At 74.6% G+C, this 23,968-nt stretch carries 28 protein-coding genes and 5 pseudogenes; 5 read left to right on the forward strand and 28 right to left on the reverse strand.

Going from position 1 to position 23,968, the window contains the following annotated elements; translation table 11 throughout:
* Window positions 1–135 precede the first annotated feature (135 nt).
* Window positions 136–657: a murein hydrolase activator EnvC gene (locus JKP75_RS13780; protein ID WP_200490718.1), complete on the forward strand. Its 522-nt coding sequence runs from the start codon at window positions 136–138 to the stop codon at window positions 655–657.
* 12 nt (window positions 658–669) lie between these two features.
* On the opposite strand, the gene whiG is transcribed toward JKP75_RS13780, so the two are convergent.
* The 5 genes from whiG to JKP75_RS13805 form a co-directional block, all read right to left on the reverse strand.
* Window positions 670–1,470 (reverse strand): RNA polymerase sigma factor WhiG, encoded by an 801-nt coding sequence (gene whiG, locus JKP75_RS13785; protein WP_200490717.1) that lies wholly within the window; start codon window positions 1,468–1,470, stop codon window positions 670–672.
* An 89-nt stretch (window positions 1,471–1,559) separates the two neighbouring features.
* Complete coding sequence (locus JKP75_RS13790) at window positions 1,560–2,495, reverse strand: tyrosine recombinase XerC (protein ID WP_200490716.1); 936 nt, start codon at window positions 2,493–2,495, stop codon at window positions 1,560–1,562.
* A 31-nt stretch (window positions 2,496–2,526) separates the two neighbouring features.
* Window positions 2,527–3,795, reverse strand: a complete 1,269-nt coding sequence (gene dprA / locus JKP75_RS13795; RefSeq protein ID WP_200490715.1) for a DNA-processing protein DprA — start codon at window positions 3,793–3,795, stop codon at window positions 2,527–2,529.
* Window positions 3,792–5,312, reverse strand: a complete 1,521-nt coding sequence (locus tag JKP75_RS13800) for a YifB family Mg chelatase-like AAA ATPase (protein WP_200490714.1) — start codon at window positions 5,310–5,312, stop codon at window positions 3,792–3,794. Before JKP75_RS13800 ends, dprA begins: the two co-directional genes overlap by 4 nt.
* The gene (locus JKP75_RS13805; RefSeq protein WP_200490713.1) at window positions 5,309–5,665 is read right to left on the reverse strand and encodes a YraN family protein; all 357 of its coding nucleotides are present in this window, start codon (window positions 5,663–5,665) and stop codon (window positions 5,309–5,311) included. Before JKP75_RS13805 ends, JKP75_RS13800 begins: the two co-directional genes overlap by 4 nt.
* 110 nt (window positions 5,666–5,775) lie before the next feature.
* On the opposite strand from JKP75_RS13805, the gene JKP75_RS13810 reads away from it, so the two are divergent.
* The gene (locus JKP75_RS13810; protein ID WP_200490712.1) at window positions 5,776–6,006 is read left to right on the forward strand and encodes a hypothetical protein; all 231 of its coding nucleotides are present in this window, start codon (window positions 5,776–5,778) and stop codon (window positions 6,004–6,006) included.
* Window positions 6,007–6,009: 3 nt separating this feature from the next.
* Here the strand turns inward: JKP75_RS13810 and JKP75_RS13815 are convergent.
* From JKP75_RS13815 to rpsP, 12 genes and pseudogenes are all read right to left on the reverse strand, one after another.
* Window positions 6,010–6,332 (reverse strand): annotated as a pseudogene (locus JKP75_RS13815) (DUF2469 domain-containing protein).
* A complete protein-coding gene (locus tag JKP75_RS13820) occupies window positions 6,329–7,120 on the reverse strand; it encodes a ribonuclease HII (protein WP_200490711.1) in 792 nt (263 codons plus the stop codon). Before JKP75_RS13820 ends, JKP75_RS13815 begins: the two are co-directional and overlap by 4 nt.
* Window positions 7,121–7,255: 135 nt before the next feature.
* The gene (locus JKP75_RS23450) at window positions 7,256–7,546 is read right to left on the reverse strand and encodes a helix-turn-helix transcriptional regulator (protein ID WP_309229836.1); all 291 of its coding nucleotides are present in this window, start codon (window positions 7,544–7,546) and stop codon (window positions 7,256–7,258) included.
* 160 nt (window positions 7,547–7,706) lie between these two features.
* A pseudogene (locus JKP75_RS24055) lies at window positions 7,707–8,030 on the reverse strand (hypothetical protein); the annotation flags it as partial.
* 126 nt (window positions 8,031–8,156) lie between these two features.
* Window positions 8,157–9,113 carry a signal peptidase I gene (gene lepB / locus JKP75_RS13830; RefSeq protein ID WP_200493175.1) on the reverse strand — a complete coding sequence of 319 codons (957 nt, stop codon included), beginning with the start codon at window positions 9,111–9,113 and terminating at the stop codon, window positions 8,157–8,159.
* A gap of 74 nt (window positions 9,114–9,187) precedes the next feature.
* Entirely contained in the window at window positions 9,188–9,544 is a 357-nt protein-coding gene (gene rplS, locus JKP75_RS13835; RefSeq protein WP_200490709.1) for a 50S ribosomal protein L19, read from the reverse strand.
* A 152-nt stretch (window positions 9,545–9,696) separates the two neighbouring features.
* Window positions 9,697–10,197: an NUDIX hydrolase gene (locus JKP75_RS13840; RefSeq protein ID WP_200490708.1), complete on the reverse strand. Its 501-nt coding sequence runs from the start codon at window positions 10,195–10,197 to the stop codon at window positions 9,697–9,699.
* A 3-nt stretch (window positions 10,198–10,200) separates the two neighbouring features.
* A complete protein-coding gene (gene trmD / locus JKP75_RS24670; RefSeq protein WP_200490707.1) occupies window positions 10,201–10,944 on the reverse strand; it encodes a tRNA (guanosine(37)-N1)-methyltransferase TrmD in 744 nt (247 codons plus the stop codon).
* Window positions 10,941–11,261 (reverse strand): ribosome maturation factor RimM, encoded by a 321-nt coding sequence (locus JKP75_RS24675; protein WP_375539253.1) that lies wholly within the window; start codon window positions 11,259–11,261, stop codon window positions 10,941–10,943. Before JKP75_RS24675 ends, trmD begins: the two co-directional genes overlap by 4 nt.
* Window positions 11,254–11,553 (reverse strand): annotated as a pseudogene (locus JKP75_RS24680) (hypothetical protein); the annotation flags it as partial. The pseudogene JKP75_RS24680 and the gene JKP75_RS24675, both read right to left, overlap by 8 nt.
* Entirely contained in the window at window positions 11,501–11,737 is a 237-nt protein-coding gene (locus JKP75_RS13855) for an RNA-binding protein (RefSeq protein ID WP_089336030.1), read from the reverse strand. The pseudogene JKP75_RS24680 and the gene JKP75_RS13855, both read right to left, overlap by 53 nt.
* A gap of 3 nt (window positions 11,738–11,740) precedes the next feature.
* Complete coding sequence (gene rpsP, locus JKP75_RS13860; protein WP_200490705.1) at window positions 11,741–12,226, reverse strand: 30S ribosomal protein S16; 486 nt, start codon at window positions 12,224–12,226, stop codon at window positions 11,741–11,743.
* Window positions 12,227–12,380: 154 nt separating this feature from the next.
* Between rpsP and JKP75_RS13865 the strand changes: the two genes are divergently transcribed.
* Window positions 12,381–12,791, forward strand: coding sequence for a VOC family protein (locus tag JKP75_RS13865; RefSeq protein ID WP_200490704.1), 411 nt, complete (start codon window positions 12,381–12,383; stop codon window positions 12,789–12,791).
* Here JKP75_RS13865 and JKP75_RS13870 read toward each other — a convergent pair.
* The 11 genes and pseudogenes from JKP75_RS13870 to JKP75_RS13910 all read right to left on the reverse strand — a co-directional run bounded on the left by JKP75_RS13870 (window position 12,788) and on the right by JKP75_RS13910 (window position 22,596).
* Complete coding sequence (locus JKP75_RS13870; RefSeq protein ID WP_200490703.1) at window positions 12,788–13,204, reverse strand: hypothetical protein; 417 nt, start codon at window positions 13,202–13,204, stop codon at window positions 12,788–12,790. The genes JKP75_RS13865 and JKP75_RS13870 overlap by 4 nt on opposite strands.
* Window positions 13,201–13,554, reverse strand: a complete 354-nt coding sequence (locus JKP75_RS13875) for a ribonuclease E inhibitor RraB (RefSeq protein WP_200490702.1) — start codon at window positions 13,552–13,554, stop codon at window positions 13,201–13,203. The genes JKP75_RS13870 and JKP75_RS13875 overlap by 4 nt, the downstream gene beginning before the upstream one ends.
* A gap of 196 nt (window positions 13,555–13,750) precedes the next feature.
* The gene (locus tag JKP75_RS13880; protein ID WP_200490701.1) at window positions 13,751–15,499 is read right to left on the reverse strand and encodes a proline--tRNA ligase; all 1,749 of its coding nucleotides are present in this window, start codon (window positions 15,497–15,499) and stop codon (window positions 13,751–13,753) included.
* Between the two features lie 46 nt (window positions 15,500–15,545).
* Window positions 15,546–16,637 (reverse strand): amidohydrolase family protein, encoded by a 1,092-nt coding sequence (locus JKP75_RS13885; protein ID WP_309229837.1) that lies wholly within the window; start codon window positions 16,635–16,637, stop codon window positions 15,546–15,548.
* On the reverse strand, window positions 16,634–18,199 hold the full coding sequence (ffh, locus tag JKP75_RS13890) for a signal recognition particle protein (RefSeq protein WP_200490700.1): 1,566 nt from the start codon (window positions 18,197–18,199) through the stop codon (window positions 16,634–16,636). Before ffh ends, JKP75_RS13885 begins: the two co-directional genes overlap by 4 nt.
* 64 nt (window positions 18,200–18,263) lie before the next feature.
* Window positions 18,264–18,455 (reverse strand): hypothetical protein, encoded by a 192-nt coding sequence (locus JKP75_RS13895; RefSeq protein ID WP_200490699.1) that lies wholly within the window; start codon window positions 18,453–18,455, stop codon window positions 18,264–18,266.
* A 70-nt stretch (window positions 18,456–18,525) separates the two neighbouring features.
* Complete coding sequence (locus JKP75_RS21525; RefSeq protein WP_242473330.1) at window positions 18,526–19,041, reverse strand: hypothetical protein; 516 nt, start codon at window positions 19,039–19,041, stop codon at window positions 18,526–18,528.
* 430 nt (window positions 19,042–19,471) lie between these two features.
* Window positions 19,472–19,591 (reverse strand): annotated as a pseudogene (locus JKP75_RS21530) (HD domain-containing protein); the annotation flags it as partial.
* 598 nt (window positions 19,592–20,189) lie between these two features.
* Window positions 20,190–20,957, reverse strand: a pseudogene (locus JKP75_RS24060) ([protein-PII] uridylyltransferase); the annotation flags it as partial.
* Between the two features lie 29 nt (window positions 20,958–20,986).
* Complete coding sequence (locus tag JKP75_RS13905; protein WP_113799209.1) at window positions 20,987–21,325, reverse strand: P-II family nitrogen regulator; 339 nt, start codon at window positions 21,323–21,325, stop codon at window positions 20,987–20,989.
* Entirely contained in the window at window positions 21,322–22,596 is a 1,275-nt protein-coding gene (locus JKP75_RS13910; RefSeq protein WP_207147269.1) for an ammonium transporter, read from the reverse strand. Before JKP75_RS13910 ends, JKP75_RS13905 begins: the two co-directional genes overlap by 4 nt.
* 307 nt (window positions 22,597–22,903) lie before the next feature.
* Between JKP75_RS13910 and JKP75_RS13915 the strand changes: the two genes are divergently transcribed.
* Both JKP75_RS13915 and JKP75_RS13920 read left to right on the forward strand, forming a co-directional pair.
* A complete protein-coding gene (locus JKP75_RS13915; protein WP_200490696.1) occupies window positions 22,904–23,599 on the forward strand; it encodes an energy-coupling factor ABC transporter permease in 696 nt (231 codons plus the stop codon).
* Window positions 23,596–23,967 carry a PDGLE domain-containing protein gene (locus tag JKP75_RS13920; RefSeq protein ID WP_200490695.1) on the forward strand — a complete coding sequence of 124 codons (372 nt, stop codon included), beginning with the start codon at window positions 23,596–23,598 and terminating at the stop codon, window positions 23,965–23,967. Before JKP75_RS13915 ends, JKP75_RS13920 begins: the two co-directional genes overlap by 4 nt.
* Window position 23,968 lies beyond the last annotated feature (1 nt).

Genomic DNA, 23,968 nt, shown 5'->3' on the forward strand with positions numbered 1-23,968 from the left:
GCGAAGTCGACCCGCGGACGGGTCGCACCGGACAGCATACGCGACCTCACGGGGGCTCCTCCCCCGCCGCCAGGTCCGTCCACAGCCTCCGGTGGGCGGCTCTCCTGCGGCCGGTCCGCGGGCAGGCTCGGCGGCATGCGTCCCGTCCCCGCTGCCGCGCTCGCCGCGCTGGTCGCGGCGCTGGTCGTGGCAGCGGCGACACCGGTGTCGGTGGCGGCCCCGCCTCCCGCTCCGACGGCCGCCGCCTGGGGCGTGCCGCTCGACGGCGGACCGGTGGTGACCCGGCCCTTCGACCGGCTCGCGAACCCGTACGGGCCCGGCCATCGGGGCGTGGACCTCGCCGGTGCCCCCGCGGCGCCGGTCCTGGCCGCGGGCGAGGGCGTCGTGGTGTTCGCCGGCATGGTGGCCGGGCGGCCGGTGGTCAGCATCGACCACGCCGGTGGCCTGCGGACGACGTACGAGCCGGTCACCGGGTCCGTGGCCGCGGGCCAGCGAGTGGCGCGGGGCTCCCCCGTGGGCGCGCTCGTCCCGGGCCACGCGGGCTGCCCGGTGGAGGCGTGCCTGCACTGGGGGCTGCGCCGCGGGGAGGTCTACCTGGACCCGCTGTCCCTGCTCGCGCCGCCGCGGGTCCGGCTGCTGCCGCTGCGCGGGGGCTGATCCGGCGAGCCGTCAGGCGATGTCGGCGAGCTTGGTGCGCAGGTGCAGGACCGCCTTGGTGTGCAGCTGGCAGATCCGGCTCTCGGTCACCCCGAGGACGCGGCCGATGTCGGCGAGCGTGAGGCCCTCGAAGTAGTAGAGGGAGACGACGACCTTCTCCCGCTCGGGGAGCTGCTCGACGGCGCGGGCGAGCAGCTGGCGGGCCTCGCCGTGCTCGGCCATCGCCTGCGGGTCCAGCGCGCTGGTGTCCTGGAGGGTGTCGCCGAGCCGCGGGGCACCGCCGTCGTCGTCGGTGAGCAGCTCGTCGAGGGCGACGACGTTGACCAGGGACAGCTGGCCGAGGAACTTGCGGATGTCCTCGACGTCCATGTCCATGGCGTCGGCGACCTCGTCGTCGGTCGGCGTCCGGTGCAGGCGGGCCTCGAGCTCGGCGACGGTGCGCTCGAACTGGCGGGCCTTCATGCGCACCGACCGCGGGATCCAGTCGGTGTTGCGCAGCTCGTCGATGATCGCGCCGCGGATGCGGGCCATCGCGTAGCTCTCGAACTTGACCTCGCGGGTGGGCTCGTAGCGGGTGATGGCGTCGATGAGCCCGAAGGTGCCGTAGGAGACCAGGTCGGCCTGCTCGACGTGGCTCGGGAGGCCGCTGCCCACCCGGCCGGCGACGTACTTGACCAGCGGCGCGTAGTGCAGGATCAGCCGGTCGCGCAGGCCCGGGTCGCGGTCGGCGACGTAGGCGGCCCACAGCTGCGCGACGAACGCGTCGGTGTCCTCGGCCGCCTCGTCGATCCGGTGGATCGTTGCCTCAGGCACGGTGGCCCTCCTCGCTCGCGCTGCGGGCTCGCGCCCCGTTGTCCCGGCCGGTGGTGGCTGCTGTGCGTCGCATCCGTCGTCCCCGCCGCTCAGGCCCGTGGATGGGCCTGGGCGTGGACCGCACGGAGCCGTTCGACGGTCACGTGCGTGTAGATCTGCGTTGTAGCGAGGCTAGCGTGGCCGAGCAGCTCCTGGACGGACCGCAGGTCCGCGCCGCCCTCGAGGACGTGCGTCGCCGCGGAGTGCCGCAGACCGTGCGGGCCGATGTCGGGTGCCCCCGGGGCCGCCGCGACGGCGGCGTGCACCGTGCGCCGGGCCTCGCGGGGGTCCAGCCGCCGGCCGCGCGCGCCGAGCAGCAGCGCGGGCCCCGAGTCGGTGACGGCCAGAGCGGGGCGGCCCCGCGTCAGCCAGGCGTCGAGGGCCTTCTCGGCGGGCAGCCCGTAGGGGACGGTGCGCTCCTTGCGGCCCTTGCCGAGCACGCGCAGCACCCGGCGACCCCGGTCCACGTCGTCGACGTCGAGGCCGACGAGCTCGCTGACCCGGATGCCGCTGGCGTAGAGCAGCTCCAGGACCAGCGCGTCGCGCAGACCGACCGGGTCCTCGGCGTCCGCGGCCGACTCGACGACGGCCCGCGCCTGGTCGGGTGCGAGCACGTCGGGCAGGGTGCGGTGGGCGCGGGGGCTGACCAGCCGGAGGCCGGCGTCCTCGGCGGCGTGCCCGGCGCGGTGCAGCCAGCGGGTGAAGGACCGGGCCGCGGCGGCGTGCCGGGCGGTCGTGGCGCGGCTGTGGCCGCGCGTCCGGCCCTGCGCGAGCCAGCTGCGGAGCACGGCGAGGTCGAGGTGCTCGGGGCGCTCGCCGCCGCGGCGGGTGAGGTGGTCCAGCAGCCCGGTGACGTCGGTGACGTACGCGCGGACGGTGTGCTCCGAGAGGTCGCGCTGGCCGCGCAGGTGTTCCTCGTACCCGGCGAGCACCTCGGCGAGGGCAGGCGGCAGGGCGGCGCGCGCGTCCGTCGTCCCGGTTGCCACCCCGGAACCGTCCGTCGGCGCGCCGGGCCGGTCAAGGCGCCGCGCCGGATCCGGTCGCGGGCCGCGCCCCGGGCTGCGGGGCCAGCCGCCAGCCGGTGCCGGTCCACTGCACGAGGTCGGCCAGTTCGAGGGCGGGCAGGACGCGCAGCACCTCCAGGACGTCGCAGCCGGCCACCGCGGCCAGGCGGTCGGGGCTCACGCCGGTGCGGACGGGGCAGGCGTCGAGCACGCGGGCGGCGAGATCGGAGAGCCCGTCGCGCGGGGTGGTGTGCCGGGGTGCGGGGTCGGCCAGGTCGTCCCCGATCCGCCCGACCTCCTCGAGCACGTGCGCCGCGGAGGTCACCAGCCGGGCGCCCAGCTCCGCCTCGCGGAGCAGCTCGTGGCACCCGACGCTCAGCGCGCTCGTCACGGGGCCGGGCACGACCAGCACCGGGCGGTCGAGCTCCTGCGCGCGGCGGGCGGTGGCCAGCGCACCGGAGCGCGCGGCGGCCTCCACCACGACGGTGCCGCGGGTGAGGGCCGCGATCAGCCGGTTGCGGACGAGGAACCGGTGCCGCAGCGGCGCGGACCCCGGCGGCCACTCGCTGAGGAGCAGCCCGGTCGCGGCGATCCGGTCGAACAGCGCGCCGTGGGCGGCCGGGTAGGGCCGGTCGACCCCGCAGGAGAGCACCGCGACCGTCGGCGCCTGGGCGGCCAGAGCCCCGCGGTGCGCGGCGCCGTCGATGCCGAACGCCCCGCCGGAGACCACGGCCCAACCCCGCTCCCCCAGCTGGTGCCCGAGCTCGGCGGCGACGTGCTCGCCGTAGGCGGTCGCCGCGCGGGCGCCGACGACGGCCACCGACCGGTCGGCGAGCTCGTCGAGCCGGCCGGGTCCGCGCAGCCACAGGGCGAGCGGGGGCACGAGCGCCTGGGTGCGCTTCGACTGGTGCTGCCGCTCGGCGGGTTCGGCGGCGACCGCGCGGGTCAGCGCGGACAGGGGCAGGTGCGGCCACTCGTCGTCCTCGGGGACGAGCAGCCGCGCCCCGCAGCGCTCGGCCCGCTGCAGGTCCGCCAGCGTCGCGTCCTGGTCGGCCCGCGCCCCGATCAGCGAGCGCACCGTCGTCGGCGCCCGGCCGTCGCGCAACCGCCGCACGGCCTCCACTGGCCCGTGGTCGTCGACGTAGCGCCAGAGGTCGATCGTGCCCGGCTCGACGGCGCGGCTGAGCCAGGCCCGCGCCCGCCGCAGCCCCGGGTGCACCGGACCGCTGCCGTGGCCGGCGACCCCGGCGGCGTCCTCGAGGTCCTCGTCCAGGGTCGTCATGCCGCTACCCGCTGCAGGCGCATGCCGAGGGCCTCGGCCACCTCGTCGGCGCCGGGCACGGTGCGCCCGGCCAGGTCGCTCAGCGTCCAGGCGACCCGCTGGACGCGGTCGAAGCCGCGCACGGAGAGGGCGCCCCGTTCCAGGGCCCGCTCGGCCAGGGCCAGCGAGGACCGCGGCGGGGCGAAGCGCTCGCGCAGCAGCCGGCCGGGCACCTGGCTGTTCAGCAGGAGCCCCGTCCCGGCCAACCGCTCCGCGGCCACCGCGCGGGCCTGTTGCACACGCCGGGCCACGACTGCCGTGGACTCCGGCTCCCCCAGCCCGTCCAGCCAGGCGGCCCGGGTGACCGGCGGGAGCTCCACCCGGAGGTCGATGCGGTCCAGCAGCGGCCCCGACAGCCGGGACCGGTAGCGGCGCCGCTCGAGCGCGCTGCACGTGCAGGCGGCGTCGCCCGCGGCGCTCGCGCAGGGGCAGGGGTTGGCCGCCAGCACCAGTTGCGCGCGGCACGGGAAGGTGGCCGAGCCGGCCGCCCGGTGGATCGTCACCTGACCGCGCTCCAGCGGCTGGCGCAGGGTGTCGAGCACCGCCCGGGGGAACTCGGGCGCCTCGTCGAGGAAGAGCACCCCGCGATGGGCCCGGCACAGCGCGCCCGGGCGGATCTGGCCCGAGCCGCCGCCGATCAGCGCGGCCATCGTGGCCGAGTGGTGCGGCGCCTCCAGCGGCGGGCGGGTGAGCAGCGGCGCGTCCGGCGACAGCGTCCCGGCGATCGAGTGGATGGCGGTGACCTCCAGCGCCGCCTCCTCGTCCAGCGGCGGCAGCAGGCCGGGCATGCGCTCGGCGAGCATCGTCTTGCCGGCACCCGGGGGCCCGGCCAGGAACAGGTGGTGCCCGCCGGCGGCCGCGACCTCCACCGCCCGGCGGCCCACGGCCTGGCCGACCACGTCCCCCAGGTCGGCGGTCGGCGCGGGCCCGGGAGTCTCGCCGCGGACGTGCGCCGGGATCACCCGGCGCCCCGAGAGGTGCTCGACGAGCTGCTCCAGCGAGCTCACCGGCAGCACGTCGACGCCCGCGACCAGCGCGGCCTCGTCGGCGTTGCCGGCCGGCACGACGACCTGTGCGTGGCCGGCGTGCGCGGCGGCCAGCACCGCCGGGAGCACCCCGCGGATCGGCCGCACCGCGCCGTCGAGCCCGAGCTCCCCCAGCAGCACCAGCCGATCGATGGACCCCTCGGGCACCGTCCCGGCCGCGGCGAGGACCGCCGCGGCCAGCGCCAGGTCGAAGCCGCTCCCCTGCTTGGGCATCGACGCCGGCGACAGCCCGATCGTGATGCGCCGGTTCGGGAAGTCGCCGCCGCTGTTCGCCACCGCCGCACGCACCCGGTCCACCGACTGCCGCACCACGGTGTCGGGCAGCCCCACCAGGGTCACCCCGGGCAGCCCCTGCCCGATGTCCAGCTCCACCTCGACCAGGGCGCCACGGACCCCGACCAGCCCGACCGACCAGGTGCGCGCCAGCGTCACGAGAACGCCGCCGGGAGGTGCGTGACCTGCGCCGGCCGGCCGGGCCGGACGAGCACGCCCACGACGTCGAACCGGATCTCCGGCGCGTGCTCGTCGTGGGCCGCCAGCCACCGCTGGGCCAGGACCCGGAGCCGCCGCTGCTTGGCGGGCGTCACCGCCTCGGCGGGGTGGCCGTAGCCGATGCCGCGGCGGGTCTTCACCTCGCAGAAGACGAGCGCACGCGCGTCGCGGGCGACGATGTCCAGCTCGCCCTCGCGGCACCGCCAGTTGCGGTCGAGGACGCGCAGGCCGGCGTCGGTCAGGAAGGCGGCGGCGATCCGCTCACCGTGGTCGCCGAGGCGTGGAGGAGGCACCGCTCCACCCTCACCGGCCCGCCGCCGGGATCCCAGGTCTGCGGCGGAGCTGTGGACGGTGGCCGCGCCTGTGGACGGGGCCCCGCCGTCGGCGTGGCTACCGTCGGGGCATGTACGTCGAGACGGTCGTCCAGATCAACGAGCGGGACACCTACCAGGCCAGCGTGCGGCTGCGGTCCTCCGCGGCGAGCAGCCGGCCGCCGGTCGACGCCTTCGTCCGCTTCAGCCCCGCCGGGTGGCTCACCATGAAGCCGCTCGTCGGTGGCCGCGTCCTGGTCGTCTCGACCGCCGAGGTCATCGACGTCACGAACATCGAGCGGGTCCAGACCCTCGACACGTAGCCCTCAGGGCAGGCGCGGGTTGTCCGGCAGCTCGAGGTCGGGCTTGTCCAGCTCCTCGACGTTGACGTCCTTGAACGTCAGCACCCGCACGTTGCGGACGAACCGGGCCACGGCCGGTACATGTCCCACACCCAGGCGTCGGAGAGCTTCAGCTCGAAGTAGACCTCGCCGCCGGCCTCGCGGACCTGGAGGTCGACGGAGTTGGCCAGGTAGAACCGCCGCTCGGTCTCCACCACGTAGGTGAACTGGCGGACGATGTCCTTGTACTCGCGATAGAGCTGCAGCTCCATCTCGGTCTCGTACTTCTCGAGATCCTCGGTGCTCATCGGTCCTCGGTGCTCGTCGCGGGCTCGCAGGACTCAGGGCGCATGGCCCCATCATCGTGCATGGCGGCACCGACGGGCAGCCCGAGGGACCTCCCCGCGTGCAGGTCGCGGGCGCGGGCCACGTTCACGAACCGCATCCGGTGCGCCGGGCAGGGCCCGTGCCGCTCCAGCGCCGCCGTGTGGACGTCGGTGATGTAGCCCTTGTGGCCGGCGAAGTCGTACTCCGGCCAGCGCTCGTGCAGCTCCAGCATCACGCGGTCCCGGGTGACCTTGGCCAGCACCGAGGCCGCCGCGACGCAGGCCGCGACCCGGTCGCCCTTCCACACGGCGAGCCCGGGACGGGACAGCCCGGGGACCGGGAAGCCGTCGGTGAGCACGTAGTCCGGCTCGGGGTCCAGCGTGCACACAGCCCGGCGCAGCGCCTCGAGGTTGGTGACGTGCATGCCGCGCGCGTCGAGCTCCTCCACCGGGATCTGCACGACCGACCAGGAGACGGCGCGGTCGAGGATCTCGGCGTAGACCCGCTCCCGGGCGGCGGCGGTGAGCAGCTTGGAATCGGCCAGCCCGGGCACCCGGCCGCGCTTGCCCGAGGGCAGCACGCAGGCGGCGGCGACCAGCGGCCCCGCGCAGGCGCCCCGGCCGGCCTCGTCGGCCCCGGCGACGGCGGTGAAGCCGCGCCGCCGCAGCGAGCGCTCCATGTCCCAGAGCGCGTCGGGCCGGTCGTCGACGACGACCCGGCGCCCGCGGGGCACCGGGGCGGCAGCGGAGTGAACGGGTCGAGCAGCCATCGCGCACCGACCCTACGACGGCGGTCCGACGGCCCGGGACCGGACACCCGGCGGCCCCGGACGCACGCAGGGCCGGCCCTGGAGCGGACCGGCCCTGCGTGCGGAGGAACGTGCGGGCGCGAACGCCCCGGGAACTCAGATCTCGGCGGGCACCTCGGCGGGCACCTCGGCGCGGGCGGTGCCGTGGGCACCGCAGGTGCAGGTGGCAGGGGTGCGCGAGGAGAGCACGAGGGAGACCGCGTGGGCCCGGTCACGGGCACCCAGCTTGCGCAGGATGGCCTTGACGTGGCTCTTGACGGTGTCCTCGCTGATGAACAGGTTGCGGCCGATCGCCCGGTTGGACTGGCCCTGCAGCAGCTCGTCGAGGACGTCCTGCTCGCGGCGGGTCAGCGGCACCTCGGGGGTGAACGGCTTGGCGGCCGGCACGGCGGAGGGCTCGACCCGGCGGATCTGCGGGTCGACGACGGTGCGGCCGGCGCGGGCGGCCAGGATCGCGCCAGCCCAGCAGGGTCGGCGAGGTGTTGAGCAGCAGGTAGCCACCGACACCCGCGGCGAGCGCCTCGTTGACGACGGCCGGGTCCTCGGAGGTGGCCAGCGCGACGATGGCGACCCGGGGGAAGCGGCGACGGAGGTCGCGGCAGGCGTTCAGCGTGGCGGCGCGGCCCTGGCCCAGCTCGACGACGACGGCGTCGGGGCGGGCCGACTCGGCCAGCGTCATGGCGCGGCGCAGCTCGCCGGGCGTCCCGACCGACTGCATGCCGGCGGTCTCGTTGATCATGCTGACCAGACCACGGCGCAGGACGGGCGCGTCGGCGAGGAGGAGCACGCGGGTGACTCCGCGGGCGGTGCTCGCCATGGGTGCAGACACAACTGACTCCGTTTCACTCCGAATTGCTTGCTCTCTCTCCATCGGAAGGGTGAAACGGTTGCTTGAACACTTTGCTGACAATTTTTCGTCGCTTATCGAGAACGACCATTCCTGCGGCCCGCGTCACATTGCGCACCATCGGATCGCCATTCCGGGACGACGACCCCGTCAGCGGTCGCGGCGACGGCGCCGCCACGCCACGACCGGCACGGCGCCGACCAGCCCGACCGCGGAGGAGGCGAGCAGGTCCGGGCGCACACCCGTGGCGCCGCCGTCCACACCGGCACCGGCCGCGTCGACGTCCTGGATGTCGGGCGAGCCGACGAAGCCGAACCGGCTGAGCGGCCAGACGATGACCGCGGCCTTGCCGATGACGTCGTCGACACCGACGGTGCCGGAGTACCGGTCCCCCAGGTGCGCCTTGGAATCCGCCGACGCCGACCGGTGGTCGCCCATCACCCACAGCCGCCCGTCCGGGACGGTGACCGGGCCGAAGGCGCGCTGGTCGATCGGGGTGTTCTCGAAGATGTAGGGCTCGTCGAGCGGCTCGCCGTCGACGGTGACCCGGCCCTCGGCGTCGCAGCACTGGACGGTCTGCCCGCCGACGGCGATGACCCGCTTGACGAAGTCGTCCTCGCTCGGCGGCGCGACGCCGACGGTGCGGCCCAGCCACAGCAGGGCCCCGGTCACCGCGTTGCCGGGTTCGGCGACGGTGACCTCGGGGCTCCAGGTGTCGGGGCCCTTGAAGACCACCACGTCGCCGGGCTCGGGCTCGCCGAACCAGTACGGCACCTTGTTGACCAGCACGCGGTCACCCGTGCAGCCGGGGCAGCCGTGCAGCGTCTGCTCCATCGACCCGGACGGGATGAAGAACGCCTGCACGAAGAAGGTCTTCACGACCAGGGCGAGCACGAAGGCCACGACCAGCAGCACCGGCAGCTCCCGCAGGAGCGAGCCCTTCTTCGCCGCGCCGTCGCGACCTCGACGCCGCCCACCGGACGCCTCGGCCGGCTGCTCCGCCCGGTGCCCGGTCTGCTGCTCCGCCTCGCCGCTGCGGGCGCCGTCCTCCGGGTCGGGCTCGCCGGGAACGACGTCGGCGGGCCCCCCGGGCCGTTGGCTGCTCATCAGGAGCAGCGTACGGCGCGGAGGGCCCGCCGGAGACGCAGAGGGCGGTCGAGCCGCCCGTCGTTCAGCGCAGGTCAGCGCGCGACGACGTCGCGCTTCTCCTTGATCTTGGCGGCCTTGCCGCGGAGCTCGCGCAGGTAGTAGAGCTTGGCGCGACGCACGTCACCGCGGGTGAGGACCTCGATCTTCTCCACGACGGGGGTGTGCACCGGGAAGGTGCGCTCCACGCCGACGCCGAAGCTCACCTTGCGGACGGTGAAGGTCTCGCGGATGCCGCCGCCCTGGCGGCGGATGACGACGCCCTGGAAGACCTGGATGCGGGAGCGGTTGCCCTCGACCACGCGGACGTGCACCTTGACGGTGTCACCCGGGCGGAACGTCGGGATGTCGTCGCGCAGCGAAGCGGCGTCGAGTGCGTCCAGGGTGTTCATCGCGGCAGTCCTCATGTTCTGGCAGTGGCTCGTGTGCGGTGCGGACAGCGGTACGACCCGGCTGTCCGTTCCCGGGAGCTGCGGGCTCCTCGGCGGAACTCCCCCGTCGACCCGGCCGACGGTGCGCAGCAGTGGTCCATCGTGCCACATCTTCAGGTGACGATGCGCGGCACCCCGGTCCACGGGCCCGCCACCAGCGCCGGGAGCACCGCGGCCAGCTCGCGGGGTGCGAACTCCTCGCTGCTGGCGGCGATCTCCTCGACGGTCCACCACCGGTGCGGCTCGTCGCCCAGCAGCTCGAGCTCGGTGCGGCCGCGCGGGTCGACGTCGTGCACGACGTCGCGGAGCACGAAGTAGGTCTCCCGGTTGTCGTACTCGACGCCGCCGAAGGGGCCCACGAAGCGCCGGAACCAGACCGGTCCCTCCAGCGCCGCGGGCTCGACGTCCAGGCCGATCTCCTCGGCGAGCTCCCGGACGGCGGCGGTGCGCAGCGACTCGCCCGCCTCCACGCCCCCGCCGGGGGTGTACCAGAACAGCACGTCGCCCGGCGGCACGCCGGGGTCGGTCAGCCGGGCGCCCAGCAGCAGGATCCGGCCGACCGGGTCGAGGACGACGACCCGAGCCGAGGGGCGGACGACCGTGCTGCCGGCCACCGCTCAGCGGCCGTCGAGGAGGGCGCGGTCCGCGGCGTCCAGCGCCTCGTCGGGCAGCGCGGCGAGCAGGTCTGGGCGCCGGTCGGCGGTGCGCCGCAGCGACTCCGCGCGGCGCCACCGCTCGATAGCCGCGTGGTCGCCGGAGAGCAGCACCGGCGGCACCTCGTGGCCCCGCCAGGTCGCGGGCCGGGTGTAGGACGGACCCTCGAGGAGGCCGTCGGCGTGCGAGTCGAACTCCACCGACTCGCGGTTGCCGACGACGCCGGGCAGCAGCCGGGTGACCGCCTCGACCATGACCAGGACGGCGGACTCCCCGCCGGCGAGGACGTAGTCGCCGATCGAGACCTCCGACACGGGACCGGCGTCGGCGGCCCAGTCGGCGACCCGCTGGTCGATGCCCTCGTAGCGGCCGCAGGAGAAGACCAGGCCGGGTTCGGCCGACCACTCCGCGGCCAGGGCCTGGGTGAACGGGCGCCCGGCCGGCGTCGGGACGACGAGGCGGGTGCCGGGCGGCCGGACGGCCTCCAGCGCGCGCGCCCACGGCTCGGGCTTCATGACCATGCCGGGGCCGCCCCCGTACGGGGAGTCGTCGACGGTGCGGTGCACGTCGTCGGTCCACTGCCGCAGGTCGTGCACGCCGATGGCGACCAGGCCGCGCTCGGCGGCCTTGCCCAGCAGCGACTGGCGCAGCGGCGCCAGGTACTCGGGGAAGATGGTGACGACGTCGACCCGGTACGGCGCGCTCACAGGTCGAGCAGCCCCTCGGGCGGATCGACGACGAGGAAGCCGCCGTCGAGGTCGACGGTGGGTACCAGCGCCGCCACGAAGGGGATCAGCGCCTCGCCGCCCTCGGGCCGGCGCACGACGAGCAGGTCCTGCGCCTCGTGCCGGACGGCGGTGACCTCGCCGATCACCGAGCCGGTCGGGCAGCCGGGCGCCCAGGCCGACCAACTGGTGGTCGTAGTAGGAGTCGGGCTCCTGGAGCTCGGGCAGCTCGTCGACCGGGACGAGCAGCAGGGTGTTGCGGAGGGCGTCGACGGTCTCGCGCAGTGCGTAGACCTCACCGGAGGGAGCGGCCAGCTGCAGCAGCAGCGTGCCGCTGTGCCAGCGCTTGTCGACGACGGTGAGCGGGCCGCGCTCGGCCGGCTGGGTGCGCAGCACGGTGCCGGGGGCGAAGCGGGCGTCCGGGTCGTCGGTGCGCACCTCGACGGTGGTCAGACCACGGACACCGTGGGGCCGGCCGATGCGGCCGACCACCACGGTGTCCGGAGGGGGGTCGTGCGGAGTGCTCAAGGCGTCGTGCTCAGCGCCCGTCGGTGTCGACGACGTCGACCCGGAGGCCGCGTCCCCCGACACCGGTCATCACCTGGCGCAGCGCCTTGGCGGTACGACCGCCGCGGCCGATGACCTTGCCGAGGTCGTCGGGGTGCACCCGGATCTCGAGGGTCTTGCCACGGCGGTTGGTGAGCAGGTCGACCGTCACGTCCTCGGGATGGTCGACGATGCCCTTGACCAGGTGCTCGAGCGCGTCTTCGAGCACGTCTTACTCGGCAGGCGTCTCGGCCGGGGCGGCGTCCGCGGCCGGAGCCTCGGTCGCCGGGGCCTCGGCGGCGGGAGCCTCGTCGGCGGCAGCGGCCTTCTTCGGCGCGGCCTTCTTCTTGGCGGTGGTCGCCTCGGTGGTCGGCTCGTCCATGCCGGCGCGGACGGCGGCCTCGTAGAGAGCCTTCTTGTCCGGCTTGGGCTCGGCGACGCGCATCGGCGCGGGGGCCGGCTCGCCCTTGAACTTCTGCCAGTCACCGGTCACCCGGAGGATGGCGGCGACGGCCTCGGTCGGCTGCGCGCCGACACCCAGCCAGTACTGCGCGCGCTCGGAGTCGACCTCGATGTAGGAGGGGTCCTCCTTCGGGTGGTACTTGCCGATCGTCTCGATCGACCGACCGTCACGCTTGGTGCGGGCGTCGGCGACGACGATGCGGTAGTACGGCGCGCGCATCTTGCCCAGGCGCATGAGCTTGATCTTGGTGGCCACGGTGGGTGGTGTACTCCTCGAACGCTGTGTGGTTGCTCGCCGGGCGACGTGTGGGGTTGCGTCGGGGCGGAGCGATGGACACGGCCGGGATCGGTGAGAGGGCCGCTCCCGCCGTGTTCGACCGACCATGATGCCAGATCCCGGGAGGAGCGCCGTGGCCAGCACCGGACCGCTGCACCACATCGAGCTGTGGGTGCCCGACCTCGCCCGCGCGGAGGCCTCCTGGGGGTGGCTGCTCCCCCGCCTGGGCGCGCAGCCGTACCGGTCGTGGGAGGACGGGCGGTCGTGGCGGTGGGGTGCCGACGGTGTCTACGTCGTCGTCGAGCAGTCCCCCGCGCTGGTCGGCGCCGCGCACGAGCGCCGCGCCCCCGGGGTGAACCACCTGGCGTTCCGCGCCGGGTCTGCCGCCGAGCTGGACGCGCTGGTGGCGGAGGCTCCGGCGCACGGCTGGCGGCTGCTGTTCGCCGACCGGCACCCGTTCGCCGGGGGCCCGGACCACCGCGCGGCGTTCCTGGAAGACGCCGACGGCTACGAGGTCGAGCTGGTCGCCGACCCGGCCGGCTAGCCCCACCGCACCCGGTCGACCGGCGGCAGAGGCAGAGGCAGAGGCAGAGGCAGAGGCAGAGGCAGAGGCAGAGGCAGAGGCAGAGGCAGAGGCAGCGAATCGTCGTCGAGCGGGTACACCTCGAGGCCGGCCAGCCGGCCGTCCTCGAGGAACAGCAACAGCCCGCCGACCGCGTTCCCGGCGAGGTCGAGCACCGTGCCCTCCACCCGGACGGGGCTCGTCGCGGTCGACGGGGGCGCAGCGTCGGGCACGTGCAGTTCGACCGTGCCGCAACCGCACGTGCACCCCGGCGACGCCGTCGCCGTCCCCGACTGGGCCCGCAGTTGCTCGACCCCGGGGAAGTCGTGCCCGAGAAAGGCATCGAGGAGAGCGCGCTCGATCGCCGTCAGCGGACGGCGGTCCTGGGCGGTCATCCGTCGGCGTCATCCTCGGCGGCCACCAGGAAACCGCCCCAGCCGTCGTAGGTGCCGCCGTGCCGGTTGACGATGCCGACGACCTCGCGGGTGAAGGCGGCCGCGGTGCCGTGGTCGACGGCGGTCATGGCACTGAACTCCAGCCACACGGTGAGGAAGCGGCGGCGCAGCCCGTCGATGCGGTAGCCAGCGGCCACCAGTTCCTCCCCCGCCGCCTCGGCGGCGCGGCGGGTGCGGAACCCGGCCAGGTGGTCGATCGGCCGCGGCTTGTGCACCTGGTCACCGAGGGCCAGGTTCTGCTCGACAACCTGTGCGCTCTGCGCGACCTGCTCCTCGACGTCCTGCGGCATGTCCAGAGTGGATCACGGGCGGCTCCGTCCGGTGAGCCGTCGAGGTCAGCGACACGCGACCGCTCGCCTCGACGACGGACCGGCGCCCCCTGCCGGACGCCGTCCTCCCTCACCGGAGCGCTTCCTCCCTCACCGCGCACCGTGAGGGAGGAAGCGCTGGGATCAGGGAACCTGATCCCAGCGCGGGTGCCTCGGGTCAGCCGCGGACGGCGGCGAGCACGCGGGCGCCGGCCTCGGCGACCGGCACCTCCTCGCGCTCGCCGGTCTTCCGGTCGCGCACCTCGATGACGCCCTCGGCGAGGCCGCGGCCGACGGTGACGATCGTCGGCATGCCGAGCAGCTCGGCGTCCTTGAACTTCACGCCGGGGCTGACCTTGGGCCGGTCGTCGTAGAGCACGGTGAGCCCGGCGGCGACGAGCTCACCGGCGAGCGCCTCGGCCGCCTCGAAGACGGCGGCGTCCTTCCCGGTGGCGACGACGTGCACGTCGGCGGGCGCGACGGAGCGCGGCCAGGCCAGGCCCAGCTCGTCGTGGGTGGACTCGGCGATCGCGGCGACGGCGCGGGAGACGCCGATGCCGTAGGAGCCCATGGTGACCGTGACGAGCTTGCCGCTCTCGTCGAGCACCTTGAGCTCGAGCGCCTCGGCGTACTTGCGGCCGAGCTGGAAGATGTGCCCCATCTCCACGCCGCGGGCGAGCTCCAGCGGGCCGGAGCCGTCGGGTGCGGGGTCGCCGGGCAGCACCTCGGCGGCCTCGATGACGCCGTCCCAGGTGAAGTCGCGGCCGGCGACGAGGTCGAAGACGTGCTTGCCGGCCTCGTTGGCGCCGGTGATCCAGCGGGTGCCGGAGACCACGCGCGGGTCGACCAGGTAGCGGATCTTCGAGTCGCTCTCGGCACCGAGCACCTGCGGGCCGATGTAGCCCTTGACCAGGAGCGGGTTGCCGGCGAAGTCGGTGAACGGCTCGACCTCGGCCGGGGCGACCTGCGCCTCGAGCCGCTTGGCGTCGACCTCGCGGTCGCCGGGCAGGCCGATGACGACCGGCTCGCGGCTGCCATCGGGGTGCACCAGCGTGACGACGACGTTCTTCAGCGTGGAGGCCGCGGTGTAGCCGGCGTCCGGGAACAGCTTCTGCGCGACGGCGACCAGGGACTCGATGGTCGGGGTGTCGGGGGTGTCCTCGACGTGCGCGGCGGGCAGCCCGTCGAACGGGATCTCGTCGGGCACCACGGTGGTGACGGCCTCGACGTTGGCCGCGTAGCCGCCGGGCGAGCGGACGAAGGTGTCCTCGCCGATCGCGGTCGGGTGCAGGAACTCCTCGCTCTTGGAGCCGCCCATCGCGCCCGACATCGCCGAGACGATGACGTACTCCAGGCCCAGCCGGTCGAAGATGCGGATGTAGGCGTCGCGGTGCTTGGCGTAGCTGACGTCCAGGCCGGCGTCGTCGATGTCGAAGGAGTAGCTGTCCTTCATCGTGAACTCGCGGCCGCGGAACAGGCCGGCGCGGGGCCGCGCCTCGTCCCGGTACTTGGTCTGGATCTGGTACAGCGAGACCGGCAGGTCCTTGTAGGAGCCGTAGAGGTCCTTCACCAGGAGGGTGAACATCTCTTCGTGGGTGGGGCCGAGCAGGAAGTCGTTCCCGCGGCGGTCCTGCAGCCGGAAGAGGTTGGGGCCGTACTCGGTCCAGCGGCCGGTGGCCTCGTAGGGCTCGCGCGGCAGGAGAGCCGGGAAGGCGACCTCCTGGGCGCCCATCGCGTCCATCTCCTCGCGGATGATGCGCTCGACGTTGCGGAAGACCCGGTAGCCCAGCGGCAGCCAGGTGAACCCGCCGGGCGCGGCGCGGCGGATGTACCCGCCGCGGGCGAGGAGGCGGTGGCTGGCGACCTCGGCGTCAGCCGGGTCATCACGCAGGGTCCGCAGGAACAGGGTCGACATCCGGAGCAGCACGGGACGAGTCTCCCAGGCCGCGCGAGCGGGTATCGGGTGGCCCGGGTCAGGCGACGACGCGGCCTCGCAGGACCGTCCGCTGCGGCGACTGCAACGCGCCCAGGTCGGTGCGGGGGTCGCGCTCGTAGACGACGACGTCGGCGACCGCGCCCTCCTCGATGCCGCGCAGCCCGAGCCACTCGCGCGCCTTCCACGACCCGGCGGCCAGCGCGTCCTCGGCCGGGATGCCCGCCTCGCACAGCGCGCGGATCTCGTCGGCGATGACGCCGTGCTCGATGCCGCCGCCGGCGTCGGTGCCGGCGAACACCGGCACACCGGCCTCGAACGCGGCCCGCACCACCGCACCCGAGTTCGCGTACAGCCGCCGCATCGTGCTCGCGTAGGTCGGGAACTTCTTCTCCCCCGCGGCGGCGAAGCCCGGGAAGTTCTCCACGTTCACCAGCGTCGGGACGACGGCGGTGCCGCGTGTGGCCATCGCGCCGATGAGCTCCTCGGTCAGGCCGGTGCCGTGCTCGATGCAGTCGATGCCGGCCTCGATCAGCGCGGGCAGCGCGTCGGTGCCGAAGGTGTGCGCGGTGACCCGCGCGCCCTCCTCGTGCGCCGCCGCGATCGCCGCGGCGACGACGTCGGCCGGCCACTCGGGGGCGAGGTCGCCGACCGAGCGGTCGATCCAGTCCCCCACCAGCTTGACCCAGCCGTCCCCGCGCCGGGCCTGCACGCGGGTCTGCTCGACCAGGTCCTCGGGTTCGATCTCGATGCCGAGGCCCGGGATGTAGCGCCGGGTGCGGGCGATGTGCCGGCCCGCCCGGATGATCGTCGGCAGGTCGGGTTCGTCGTCGAGGGCGCGGGTGTCCACCGGCGAACCGCAGTCGCGCAGCGCCAGGACGCCGGCCTCGCGCTCGGCGACCGCCTGCGCGCGGGCCTGGCTCAGGTCCTCGGCGTGCCCGCCGCCGCGCAGGATGCCGACGTGGCAGTGCGCGTCCACCAGCCCGGGGATCAGCCAGCCGCCCCGGCTGACCGTCTCGGCGCCCGGGACGGGCTCGAAGGTGAACCGCCCCTCCCGCACCCAGACGTCACGGTGCTCCCCCTCGGGGAGCACCACACCGGACAGGTGCAGGGAGGGCAGCGGCGCGCTCACCGCCCGTTGCCGTCCTTGAACTGGTCGAAGTTCAGCTTGGTGAGGTCGGGCAGGCCCTGACCCGGGGGCAGGTTCGGCATCCCGCCGGGCAGCCCGCCGAAGGGGTTGCCGGCGCCGGGCGGCAGGCCGGGGGCGCCGACGGGACGGCGGGCGGGACCGCCCTTGCCCTTGCCCTTCTTCCCCTTGCCCTTCTTCGACTGCGCCTGCATCTGGCGGCCGCGGGCCTTCTTCGACATGGGGCCCATGCCGGGCAGACCCATGCTGCCGGCCATCTGGCCCATCATCTTCTGGGCCTGGGCGAAGCGCTCCAGCAGCTGGTTGACGTCGGTGACGCTGACGCCCGAGCCGTTGGCGATGCGCACCCGCCGCGAGGCGTTGATGATCTTCGAGTTGACCCGCTCCTGCGGCGTCATCGAGCGGATGATCGCCGCGGTGCGGTCCAGGTCGCGGTCGTCGACCTGCTTGAGCTGCTCCTTCATCGCCCCGGCGCCCGGCAGCATGCCGAGCAGGTTGGCGATCGGGCCCATCTTGCGGATGGCCATCATCTGCTCGAGGAAGTCCTCGAGCGTGAAGCCCTCGCGGGAGGCGAGCTTGCCCGCGATCTTCTCGGCCTGGTCGGCGTCGAAGGTCTTCTCGGCCTGCTCGATGAGGGTGAGCACGTCGCCCATGCCGAGGATGCGCGAGGCCATCCGCTCGGGGTGGAAGACGTCGAAGTCGGTCAGCTTCTCGCCGGTGGAGGCGAACATGATCGGCTGGCCGGTCACGTGCCGCACCGACAGCGCGGCACCACCGCGGGCGTCGCCGTCGAGCTTGGTGAGGACGACGCCGCTGAAGCCGACGCCGTCCTGGAACGCCTGCGCCGTGGTGACGGCGTCCTGGCCGATCATCGCGTCGACGACGAACAGCGTCTCGTCCGGGTGGACCGCGTCGCGGATGTCGGCCGCCTGCTGCATCAGCTCGGCGTCGATGCCGAGGCGGCCGGCGGTGTCGACGACGACGACGTCGTGCATGGTGCGGCGCGCGTGGTCGATCGAGTCGCGGGCCACCTGCACCGGATCACCGACGCCGTTGCCCGGCTGGGGCGCGTAGACGTCGACGCCGGCCTGGCCGGCGACGATCGAGAGCTGGTTGACCGCGTTCGGGCGCTGCAGGTCGGCGGCCACCAGCAGCGGGGTGTGCCCCTGCTCCTTGAGCCAGCGGCCGAGCTTGCCGGCGAGGGTCGTCTTACCGGCACCCTGCAGACCGGCCAGCATGATCACCGTCGGCGACTGCTTGGCCAGCCGGATCCGCCGGGTCTCCCCGCCGAGGATGCCGATGAGCTCCTCGTTGACGATCTTGATGACCTGCTGCGCCGGGTTGAGCGCCTGCGAGACGTCCGCCCCGCGGGCGCGCTCCTTCACCGCGTCGATGAAGGACCGCACGACCGGCAGGGCCACGTCGGCCTCGAGCAGCGCGATGCGGATCTCGCGCGCGGTGGCGTCGATGTCGGCGTCGGTCAGCCGACCCTTGCCCCGCAGGCCGGTGAAGACCTTGTCCAGGCGGTCGGAGAGGGTCTCGAACACAGCACGTCCTCAGCAGTTCCGGGCGCGAGCACGTCGCGCCGTCCGCCCCGAGGGTATCGGCGGTCTAGGCGGCGTGCGTCAGGCCCGACCCGACGAGCGTGCGCGGCGCGACGCCGGTGACCAGCGCGGCGCCGCAGTCGACGCAGGCCCAGTCCGGGCAGGGGCCGCCGTCCTCGGTGTGCCCGTCGGTGCACGTCGGCTGCACGAACTCGCGCTCGTCGCCGCAGTCGGAGCAGTGCCACAGCTGGAACTCCACGTCCTGCCCTCCGTCGGTGGGACCGGTCCGTCCCGCTCGGTCCCGACCGTCGCACGGGGCACCGACAGGTTCACGCACCCGCGACCGGCGTGTCCGCTCCCGCCGGGCGCATCGCACCCACGAGCGCGGCGTCCACCCGGCGGCGCTGCTCGGGGTCGACCGGGTCGCCGGAGGGGTTGGCGACGTAGAAGCAGTCCACCGCGTCGGCGCCGAGCGTCTCGATCCGGGCGGAGGTGACGTCGAGCCCCTCCCCCGCGATCGCCGCGGTCAGCCGGTACAGCAGCCCGGCGCGGTCGCCGGCCCGCACCTCGACGATGCCGGTCGCCGCGCCGCTGACCTCGCCGTTGTGCCAGGAGATCCGCGGCGGCGCCGAGCGGGCGCCGTCCTGGTGGTAGTCGGCCTCCCGCTGCCGCAGCCGCTCGGCCAGGGGCAGGCTGCCCTCGAGGGCGGCGCGCACGCCGTCGGCCAGGATCTCCGGCACCGGGGCCCGGCCGAACCGCGGCCGGACCGCGAACACGCTCGTGGCGTGCCCGCCCTCGACGGTGATCTTCGCCGCGCGGACGTCGAGCTGGTTGAGCGCCAGCACGCCGGCGCAGGTGCTCAGCAGGCCCGGGCGGTCGGGGGCGCCGATGGTGACCTCCTGGCCGTCGGCGACGTCCCGGTATCCCGACGGTGACCGGCGCGGTCTCCCCCGGCAGGTCCGGCGTCGGCGTCGAGGCCTGCGGGCTGGTGGGCCGCAGCACCGGCGCGGGCTCCTCGACCGGCACCCCGCCGAGCCTGGCCTGCACCCGGGCGACCAGCGCCGCCACCAGGTGGGCCTTCCACGGCGACCACGCCGACGCGCTGGTCGCCGCGCCGTCGGCCTGCGCCAGCGCGTGCAGCAGCTGGAGGACGGCGCCGTCGCAGCCGATGGTCTCCGCGACCCGGTCGATGGTCGCGGGGTCGTCGATGTCGCGGCGGGTGGCGGTCGCGGGGAGCAGCAGGTGGTGGCGCACCAGGGTGGCCACGATCGCCACGTCGGCCTCGGTGAAGCCCATGCGGGCGGCGATCGCGGCGGCGATCGGCTCGCCCACCTCGCTGTGGTCGCCCGGCCAGCCCTTGCCGATGTCGTGCAGCAGGGCGGCGACCAGCAGCAGGTCGGGGCGGTCGACGTCCCGGGTGAGACTCGGCCGCGGCGGCCGCGGCCTCGACCAGGTGCCGGTCGACGGTGAAGCGGTGCCAGGGGTGGCGCTGCGGCAGCGAGCGGACGCGGTCCCACTCCGGGATCAGCCGGGAGAGCAGCCCCTCCTGGTCCAGCTGCTCCAGCACGGGGACGGCGGAGCGCCCGCTGGCCAGCAGCCGGAGGAACGACCAGCGCACCTCGGCGGGCCACGGCTCGGGCATCGGCTGGCTGTGCACCGCGAGCACCTTGAGCGTGTACGGCGAGAGCAGCAGGTCGGCGCGGGCGGCGGCGGCCGCGGCCCGCAGCAGCAGGCCCGGGTCGCCGGCCGGGCGGGCGTCCCGGGCGAGGACGACCTCGTCGCCCTGGCGCACCACGCCGTCGGCCAGGGGCTCGCGGCGCACCCGGCGGTAGCGGCTGCGCGGCCGGCGCACGAGCGTGGCCTCCACCCGACGCCAGGTCTCGTCGGCGACGAACGCCAGCCGGCGCCCGGCCAGGCTGACCTCGCGCAGCAGGTCGTCCTCCCCGGCCAGGCCGAGGGCCACGGCCACCGGCCGCTGCTCCTGGCGGACCAGGACGTCGGCCGGGCGGCCGGTGCGCCGGCGGAGCTCGTCGCGGACGTCGAGCAGGAAGGCGTAGGCGGCCTCGACCTCGGCGGTCGGCTCGTCGGCGAGCTGCGCGGCGGCGACCGCGCGCAGCACCTGCCCCTCGCGCAGCCCTCCGTAGGCCTCCTTGAGGTCGGGTTCGAGCAGGAAGGCCAGCTCGCCGACCTGGCGGGCGCGGTCCCGACGCAGGTCGCGCAGCGCCGGCAGGAGCCGCGAGGCGGCCTGCCGCCAGCTGCTCAGCGTGGCGGTGCGCAGCCGGCCGGCCAGCTCCGCGTCGCCGGCGACCAGCCGAGCGTCGAGCAGGCCCAGGCCGGCCTTGACGTCGGTGGAGGCGACCGCGACGGCCTCGGCCACCGAGCGCACGGAGTGGTCCAGCCGGAGGCCGGCGTCCCAGACGGGGTACCAGAGCGCGTCGGCGATGGCGGCGATCTCGGGCCGGCCGTCGTGGACGAGGACGAGGTCGAGGTCGCCGTGCGGCGGCAGCTCGCGCCGGCCCAGGCTGCCGACGGCGACGAGCGCGAGGCCGTCGGTGCCGGTGCGGGGCGGGGCGCTCCCCCGCCGGGCCAGGGGCGGCGGCGTGCCGCCGACCGCGTCGTCCAGCAGGCCGGCGAGCCAGGTGTCGACGACCTGCACGCGCTCGGCGCGGGGCAGACCGGGCAGCGCCTCGGTGTCCAGCACGGGTCCCCCTCTGTCGGCCTCGGGAAGTGCGCCGGCCGGGGCGGTGGGCGGTCCCACCACCCCGGCCGGCGGGTGTGCTCAGCGGTGCATCAGAGCGCGTCGTCCCCGCGCTCCCCGGTGCGGACCCGCACGATCTCGTCGATCGTGGTGACCCAGACCTTGCCGTCGCCGATCTGCCCGGTGGAGGCGGCCTCGACCACGGCGTCCACCACGCGGGCGGCGTCGACCTCGGAGACGACGACCTCGATGCGGACCTTGGGCACGAAGTCCACCTGGTACTCCGCGCCGCGGTAGACCTCGGTGTGGCCGCGCTGGCGGCCGAAGCCCTGGACCTCGCTGACGGTGAGCCCGGCGATGCCGATCAGCTCGAGGGCGTTCTTGACGTCGTCCAGCTTGAAGGGCTTGACGATCGCGGTGACGAGCTTCATGCCATGGTCCTCTCGGTGTTACGGGCCTCGGCACGCGCCTGCCCGGCCAGTGGGGCGGTGGAACCGCTGCTGCCGAGCGAGGCGAAGTCGTAGCCCGACTCCGCGTGCACGACGGTGTCGATGCCGGTGATCTCCTCATCTTCGCTGATCCGGAAGCCGATGGTCCGCTGGATGGCGGTCCCGATGATCCAGGTGACCACGAAGGAGAAGGCGAGCACGGCCAGGGCGCCGACGATCTGGCGCCACAGCAGGTCGGCGCTGCCGCCGAAGAAGAGGCTCTCCGCACCGGCGGGGGCGTCGGGGTCGGCCAGGAAGCCGATGGCGATGGTGCCCCAGAGGCCACCGACGAGGTGGACGCCGACGACGTCGAGCGAGTCGTCGTAGCCCAGCTTGTACTTGAGCCCGACGGCCAGGGCGCAGAGCGCGCCGGCGATCGCGCCGACGATGATCGAGCCGATCGGCGAGAGCGCGGAGCAGGCCGGGGTGATGGCGACCAGGCCGGCGACGACGCCCGACGCGGCACCCAGCGAGGTGGAGTGGCCGTCGCGGAGCTTCTCGACCAGCAGCCAGCCCAGCGTCGCGGCGCCCGTGGCGACCAGCGTGTTGACCCAGACCACCGAGGCGGTGTTGTCGGCGGCCAGGGCGGAGCCGGCGTTGAAGCCGAACCAGCCGAACCACAGCAGGCCCGCGCCGATCATGACCAGCGGCAGGTTGTGCGGGCGCATCGCCTCGCGGCCGAAGCCGCGCCGCTTGCCCAGGACCAGGGCGAGGGCCAGGCCCGCCGCACCGGCGTTGATGTGGACCGCGGTGCCACCGGCGAAGTCGATGACCTCCAGACCGTTGGCGATCCAGCCGCCGACCACGTCGTCGCCGTCGAAGGCGAACACCCAGTGCGCGACCGGGAAGTAGACGACCGTGGCCCAGATGCCGGCGAAGACCATCCAGGAGCCGAACTTGGCCCGGTCGGCGATCGCGCCGGAGATCAGGGCGACGGTGATGATGGCGAAGACGGCCTGGAAGCCGACGAAGGCCATGACCGGCAGGCCGCCCTCGTCGCCGGTGACGTCCTCCATGAGGCCCTTGAGGCCGAAGAACTCGCTCGGGTCGCCGAGCAGCCCGCCGCCGATGTCGTCGCCGAAGGCGATCGAGTAGCCGTAGAGCACCCAGAGCACGCTGATCAGCGCCAGGGCCCCGAAGCTCATCATCATCATGTTCAGCACGCTCTTCGCGCGGACCATGCCGCCGTAGAACAGTGCGAGGCCGGGCGTCATCAGCAGCACGAGCGCCGCGCTGGGTGAGGATCCAGGCGGTGTCGCCGGTGTTGACCACGGCAACCTCCTGAGGGGGTCGTCGGCCGGGCGGCCGGTCGGTGGCGCCGGTCCCTCCGGGGGGAGGGCGACGTGGCGTTCACCGTGCCGGGCGTGTGTTTCGGCGGGCGGTCTCCGCTTGTTTCGCGACGGTGAACTCCCGTCCGCGTGTCCCCTCCGCACGTTGCAGGCGTGTTGCGGACCCCCGGGTACCGCCGTGGACCACCGCTGCCCTGGCTAGTTGCAAACGATGTGCAATAAGGTCGAGGGCGTGCACGTACCCGACGGATTCCTCGACGCGCCCACGTCGGTCGCGACCGGCGTCCTCGCCGCCGGCACCGTGGCCCTGGCGCTGCGCAAGGCGCGGGAGGAGCTGGACGAGCGCACCGCGCCGCTGGCCGGCCTCACCGCGGCCTTCGTCTTCGCGGTGCAGATGATGAACTTCCCGGTCGGTGCTGGGACCAGCGGCCACCTCATCGGGGGCGCGCTGACCGCGGTCCTCGTCGGGCCCTGGACCGCGGTGCTCTGCATGACCGTGGTGCTGCTCGTGCAAGCCGTCCTGTTCGCCGACGGCGGGCTGACCGCGCTCGGCACGAACGTCACGCTCATGGCGCTGGTCGCGGTCGGCGTGGGCTACGGGCTGTTCCGCCTCGTCGTCGCGGTGCTGCCGCGGACGCGGACCGGCGTGCTCGTCGGCGCCGGCGTCGGCGCGTTCGCCTCGGTGCCGCTCTCGGCCCTGGCCTTCGTGGCGCTCTTCGCGGCCGGCGGCGTCGCCGACATCTCCCTCGGCGCGGTCGCCGCGACGATGGGCGGCATCCACGTGCTCATCGGCCTCGGCGAGGCGGCGATCACCGTGGCCGTGCTCGGCGCCGTCCTCGCCGCGCGGCCCGACCTGGTGCACGGCGCCGCGCACTTGCGCGACGCCGGCACGCTGCTCCGCCGTCCCGAGGTCGTGGCGTCCCGATGACCACCCGCCGCCGGACCTCCGGCTTCCTGCTCGCCGGCCTGCTCGTGGCGCTCGTCGTCGCCGGCATCGGCAGCTACTACGCCAGCAGCTCCCCCGACGGCCTGGAGTGGTCGGCCGAGAAGGAGGGCTTCGCGCACACCGCGGAGGACAGCTCCACCGCGGGCTCGCCGCTGGCCGACTACGCCGTCTCCGGCGTCGAGGACGGCCGGCTCTCCGGCGGCCTCGCCGGGGTCATCGGCGTCGCCGTGACGCTGGCCCTCGCCGGCGGCATCACCCTGCTCGTCCGCCGCCGCAGCGGCACCGACGATGTTCCCGCCGACGACGACTCCCGCACGGACGTCGACGCCGGCTCCGCACCGAAGGCCTGAC

The organism is Blastococcus sp. TML/M2B (assembly GCF_016612865.1).
In the GTDB taxonomy this organism is placed as follows: domain Bacteria; phylum Actinomycetota; class Actinomycetes; order Mycobacteriales; family Geodermatophilaceae; genus Blastococcus.

Excerpts from the sequence above, each read along its gene's own strand:
- JKP75_RS13810 (WP_200490712.1), top strand. The coding sequence starts at position 5,776 with ATGTACGTCGAGACGGTCGTCCAGATCAACGAGCGGGACACCTACCAG.
- lepB (WP_200493175.1), bottom strand. The coding sequence starts at position 9,113 with ATGAGCAGCCAACGGCCCGGGGGGCCCGCCGACGTCGTTCCCGGCGAG.
- JKP75_RS13820 (WP_200490711.1), bottom strand. The coding sequence starts at position 7,120 with ATGGCTGCTCGACCCGTTCACTCCGCTGCCGCCCCGGTGCCCCGCGGG.
- JKP75_RS13870 (WP_200490703.1), bottom strand. The coding sequence starts at position 13,204 with ATGACCGCCCAGGACCGCCGTCCGCTGACGGCGATCGAGCGCGCTCTC.
- rplS (WP_200490709.1), bottom strand. The coding sequence starts at position 9,544 with ATGAACACCCTGGACGCACTCGACGCCGCTTCGCTGCGCGACGACATC.
- JKP75_RS13910 (WP_207147269.1), bottom strand. The coding sequence starts at position 22,596 with ATGACGCCCGGCCTCGCACTGTTCTACGGCGGCATGGTCCGCGCGAAG.
- dprA (WP_200490715.1), bottom strand. The coding sequence starts at position 3,795 with ATGACGACCCTGGACGAGGACCTCGAGGACGCCGCCGGGGTCGCCGGC.
- JKP75_RS13920 (WP_200490695.1), top strand. The coding sequence starts at position 23,596 with ATGACCACCCGCCGCCGGACCTCCGGCTTCCTGCTCGCCGGCCTGCTC.
- JKP75_RS13875 (WP_200490702.1), bottom strand. The coding sequence starts at position 13,554 with ATGCCGCAGGACGTCGAGGAGCAGGTCGCGCAGAGCGCACAGGTTGTC.
- JKP75_RS13905 (WP_113799209.1), bottom strand. The coding sequence starts at position 21,325 with ATGAAGCTCGTCACCGCGATCGTCAAGCCCTTCAAGCTGGACGACGTC.
- JKP75_RS13780 (WP_200490718.1), top strand. The coding sequence starts at position 136 with ATGCGTCCCGTCCCCGCTGCCGCGCTCGCCGCGCTGGTCGCGGCGCTG.